Annotated in this window: 5 protein-coding genes and 1 pseudogene; 4 read left to right on the top strand and 2 right to left on the bottom strand. The window is 49.5% G+C overall.

Annotated features, from left to right (window positions below; genetic code table 11):
- Positions 1–62: 62 nt before the first annotated feature.
- Positions 63–266, bottom strand: a complete 204-nt coding sequence (locus A4E54_RS03070) for a DUF3006 domain-containing protein (protein WP_240085043.1) — start codon at positions 264–266, stop codon at positions 63–65.
- Between the two features lie 160 nt (positions 267–426).
- On the opposite strand from A4E54_RS03070, the gene A4E54_RS03065 reads away from it, so the two are divergent.
- The 3 genes from A4E54_RS03065 (at position 427) to A4E54_RS03055 (ending at position 4177) form a co-directional block, all read left to right on the top strand.
- Complete coding sequence (locus tag A4E54_RS03065) at positions 427–2763, top strand: DEAD/DEAH box helicase (RefSeq protein ID WP_240085044.1); 2337 nt, start codon at positions 427–429, stop codon at positions 2761–2763.
- Positions 2760–3695 (top strand): ribonuclease H-like domain-containing protein, encoded by a 936-nt coding sequence (locus tag A4E54_RS03060; protein WP_286724300.1) that lies wholly within the window; start codon positions 2760–2762, stop codon positions 3693–3695. Before A4E54_RS03065 ends, A4E54_RS03060 begins: the two co-directional genes overlap by 4 nt.
- A 149-nt stretch (positions 3696–3844) precedes the next feature.
- Positions 3845–4177 (top strand): hypothetical protein, encoded by a 333-nt coding sequence (locus A4E54_RS03055; RefSeq protein WP_240085046.1) that lies wholly within the window; start codon positions 3845–3847, stop codon positions 4175–4177.
- 5 nt (positions 4178–4182) lie between these two features.
- Here A4E54_RS03055 and A4E54_RS03050 read toward each other — a convergent pair whose 3' ends face one another.
- Positions 4183–4344, bottom strand: coding sequence for a hypothetical protein (locus A4E54_RS03050; RefSeq protein WP_240085047.1), 162 nt, complete (start codon positions 4342–4344; stop codon positions 4183–4185).
- Between the two features lie 193 nt (positions 4345–4537).
- Here A4E54_RS03050 and A4E54_RS03045 point away from each other — a divergent pair.
- Positions 4538–4866, top strand: a pseudogene (locus tag A4E54_RS03045) (nucleoside kinase); the annotation flags it as partial.

Genomic DNA, 4866 nt, shown 5'->3' with positions numbered 1-4866 from the left:
CCAAAAATAAAACAGCCAGCAAAAGCAGAATAAATCTTCTCATAATCTACTCCCCGTGTAATCTAATCTTGAAAAAGATCACTCGCCATTTTACTGACCTCAGTATTTAATTTTTTCGTAATCCCGGTGTCTACTTTTACACTGACGATTATTACATCTCCCTCTTTCGCGCCGGCGGGAACAAGAAAGCGGGGCAAATTAAAAGTCATCCTTTTGTTATATTCAACCACGGCCCAGTCACCCTCGAAACGGTCAACTATTAACATAAATGTGTCCCTCCAATCACAATCATGCTAAATCACCAGACCGAAACAAAATATCACATCAGCAAAAGTTATGCAAGCATTCATATAATTACTGCCGGCCGTTTTCGCTTCGGATCAGTTATAATATAATAAGAAATAACCGGCTTGAGGTGCTGACAGTATGGAAAAACTTCTCGATAGAATAAAAAATTATCCCTCGTACAGAGGTCAGATTATCCACATAGAAGAAATAGAATCTCAGCAAGCCCGGTACAGCAATTTAGGCTTCGCCCTTCACCCGGAAATCGGCTCCGTGCTGCGCGGGCGGGGAATTGAACGGCTATATACGCACCAGGTGGACGCGATAAAAAAGGTGCGCGAAAATAAAAGCATTGTTGTCGTGACACCCACCGCTTCGGGAAAAACCATGTGTTATAACCTTCCGGTGCTGGATTCCATATTGAGAACGCGGGGGCAGACCGCTCTTTACCTTTTCCCGACCAAATCGCTCGGGCAGGACCAACTGGATTCCATCCTGGAGTACGAGGTCCGGATTAAGGCCGGCGTCTATGACGGCGATACCCCCGACGGTGAAAAGACGTCGCTCAGGGACAACGCGAACATCATCATTACCAACCCTGACATGCTGCACTGGGGAATATTGCCGAACCACCTAAAATGGCACCGCTTCTTTACAAACCTGAAATATGTCGTCATCGATGAAATGCACAACTACCGGGGGGTTTTCGGCACACACGTCGCCCACATTATCAGGCGGCTGAGAAGAATTTGCCGGCACTACGGCGCGGACCCCGTTTTCATCCTTTGCTCGGCGACCATTGCCAACCCGCAGGAGCACGCCTCCCGCTTGACCGGCCGGGCGGTTGAACTAATTGCCAACAACGGCGCGCCCCGGGGCAGAATGAAATTCGTCCTGTGGCGGCCGCCCGCGCACACTCCGTACATCCGCGAGGTATCCTGGCTGCTTGCCCTGTGCCTGGAGAACCGTTACCGGACTATTGCTTTTTCCAGGGCGAGGCAGGTAACCGAGCGGATCTTGCGCTTTACCCGGGAAAATTTTAATGAAGAAAAATACGCCGGCAAAGTGATGGCATACCGCGGCGGATACCTCGCGGACGAGCGCAGGAAAATCGAAGGCGCCCTTTTCAGCGGCTCCCTGCTGGGCGTTGTTTCAACCAACGCGCTCGAACTGGGCATTGACGTCGGCGACCTCGAAGTCTGCCTAATCGCAGGCTTTCCGGGTACTATCGCCTCTACCTGGCAGCAGGCCGGCCGGGTAGGCAGGAGCAACAAAGAGTCGCTGGTGATCTTCATCGCGGTGGAAACCCCCCTTGACCAGTACTTCATCCGCAATACCGGAGCGCTTTTCGCCCAGCCCAGCGAGCAGGCCTTGATCGATCCGGACAACCCGTATATTTTAATGGGACACGCCCTCTGCGCGACGCATGAGATGCCGGTCACACCGGAAGATTACACCTTGTGGAGCGGCACTTTCGTTGACCTGCTCACCTTGCTGGAAGAGGATGGTGAAGTTGCTTATTCGGGGGGAACTTATTTTTACAACGGCCAGACCTATCCCGCCGAAAGAGTAAACGTGCGGTCCAGTTCTTCCACACTGTTCCACCTGCGGGACACCGGCGGGGGAAACCGCCTGCTCGAAGTGCTGGATGAGAACGCGGCTTTTTCGGAAGTCTACCCGGGGGCGGTATACACTCACCAGGGAAGCACTTATGTGGTGAACAGCCTTGATCTGAACACCGGCACGGCCTTTATGAAGCAAATGGATGTGGACTACTACACCATGTGCGGCAGGGAAAAGAATACCGAGATTCTTTCCACCGAGACAAGCAAGGAGCTTAACGGCCACCGCCTGTATACCGGACAATTAAAGGTAACAACAAGAGTAACGGGGTTCGTGAAAAAACATGAAAAGACCGGCCAGGTGGTCGGCGGCGACCGGCTTGCTCTCCCCGAGCGGGTAATGGAAACAACCGGCATGTGGGTGGTTATTAATGAAAAGGCTGCCGCCCGGGCTAAAGAATACGGTCTGCACTTGATGGGCGGGCTGCACGCGGTTGAGCACGCGTCAATCGGGCTCCTGCCCCTTTTCGCCATGTGCGACCGCAACGACTTGGGCGGCCTGTCCACAGTAATGCACCCGCAAACGCAAGGGCCAACCATATTTATACATGATGCGTGCCATGGCGGCGTGGGATTCAGTGAACAGGGATACGACAAGGCTTTTGAATTATTTGAGGCTACTCTTGAAACGATCACTTCCTGCCGGTGTGAGGCCGGTTGCCCAATGTGCATATACTCACCCAAGTGTTCCAATTTCAACCGCCCGCTGGACAAAGAGGCCGCCGTATACCTCCTGCATTCGCTGTTGGGCAAGACATACAGTCCGGTCCTGAACCCCGACAGCAAGCTGGAAAGACCGATGCGTGAGCGTTTGAGAAAAGCGTTAAAAAATAATCGCCAGGGGATTATTCAATGAGCTTGTTCGAGCGGCTAAAAAATGTCAGAAATAAGCCCGCGCGGCAAGAGTCCGGGATTAGCCCCGTGATATTGCCGCAGGGGCAAGAAATATCTTCGAGGTTTGGGAATTACTTTTTGCTGGAAAGCGAGCTGCCCGGCAACCTATTTTTTCCCGCTGATTTTCCTGCTGATGAGTACTCTGTTCTTCAAACAAACCTTCAGTTGGTCAGGGGGATCGGGCCGGTCACGGAAGAAAAGCTGCGCCAACAGGGATATACGAGTGTTGCAGACTTGTTAAACCATCCCCGCTGGAACGAATACGCGGTCAAGGTAATCAACCTGATCCAGAACCAGCAAATTAATGAACTGCAAATGTTAGGAGCAAGACAATGGGAGCTGCTTTCATATTTTGAGCCCGAAGATATACTCTTTATTGATATAGAAACCACAGGCCTGTGGGCCAGCCAGCCCCTGTTTTTGATTGGATTATTGTATTACAGGCAGGGTAAGTTCTTCATCAACCAGTTATTCGCCAGGAATTATAGTGAAGAAAAAGCGGTTATCGCCGCCGCCAACGAGGTGTTCAGGAATTTTAAAGTATTGGTTTCATACAACGGAAAGCGTTTCGACGTGCCGTATATTATCGGCCGGAGTATTGAACACCGGCTGTTTTACAGCTACCCGCACTACCAGGTGGACATGCTCTTTCACGCCAGAAGACACTTTAGGGGCACCCTGCCTGACTGCAAACTAGTGACCCTGGAGATAAATATTTTAAATTTTCAACGTGAGGACGATATTCCAGGCTATTTGATACCTAAGACTTATCACCGTTTTACGAAGAAGCAAGATGCCGGACTGATTTGGCCGGTCCTTAAGCACAACCGGCTTGATTTATTATCTATGGCCAAGCTCTTTAAGCCGGTGGTTCATGGCCCCGGCAATGACTAATGTTAAAAGTACACCTTTGCTCTTCTAATTCTCGCCCTCCTGACATATTGTACTAATAAGTCCTTCAACATAACCTGGCCTAAGATCTTCAATGGGAATTGTGGACATAAAACCCGGTGATAAAAAGAACAAACGAAAGGGTGGGAATTTTGCCGGTTTACAAGGAACAGATGCTCCTCCTGGCGCAGCAAGCAATAGCTGAACTTGAGGATGAAGCGTTAAAGCTTGAGGATGAGCTCGCAGTTATACGCACACGAATCAAGGCTCTCAGGTTATTCCTGGAACCGAACCCGCCAGTATTATTGGAAATAATTGCAGATTATGAGGATCTATACGAAAAAGAAAAGCCCACGGCCGCAAAAGAACCAACACCTAAAGTAATCCACGCTCCAAATACTGAAGTTCTCATTGAGCAAATTGTAAAAAACCTTGTTGAAAAGTGTTGGCTATCCCTTGACTCTCAAAACACCAGTCAACCATAATGAGGTTAATCCCATCCCAATGACCCCACGCCGGGGAGCAGCTTGCTCCTTTCCACTTGCCTGACGATGCCATCCGTCAGCCTTTTTTCGCATGCGGGCAACTCCGCTTCCCGCATGCCCGGCAGTTCGTTGGCCACCACCCGAAGCCCCGACGCCGGGGATTCCATCGTAACCAGTGAGAATTCCTCATGAAAAATATTTAAACAAGGTTTTTCGGTCTCTTTTTATGGCAACTGATTTACCCTTGTAACAAAGGAAAGCATGTTTTATAATCTGAATAGACAGAAAATTAACGGGAGCAGCCTTTCCCGGTGGTTAATTTGTTAACCAACGAGCTGTTAATAGAAAGGTGTGAACCTGATGGCAAAAGAAACTCATTTGCGCCTAAATCGTCAGACTGTAAAATTAGGGCTGATTAAAGTCACTCAAGACCTGTTCCCCGGAGAGACTTTAAAAACTGATTATTCCATCCATGAGGGAGTTTTCTGCAAGCTTGCCGGCTCTTCGCTCTCTGTTAGAGAAGTAAAACAGATTGGCGCCAAGCTGCACGAATGGGCGGATTATGACAATTTGATCCAATTGCTTGACCGGGAAGGAGGATATTACCATTATAAGGTGGGCAATACCATTATCAAAGCATTGTATCCGGCGAATAATCGTTCTTCAAAGATTGACAACTTTAGATTAAT

This window comes from Pelotomaculum sp. PtaB.Bin117 (assembly GCF_002067195.1).
Classification (GTDB): domain Bacteria; phylum Bacillota; class Desulfotomaculia; order Desulfotomaculales; family Pelotomaculaceae; genus Pelotomaculum_D; species Pelotomaculum_D terephthalicicum.
Note: the sequence above shows the minus strand (reverse complement) of the source record. Positions and strands in the feature narration are given on the sequence as shown.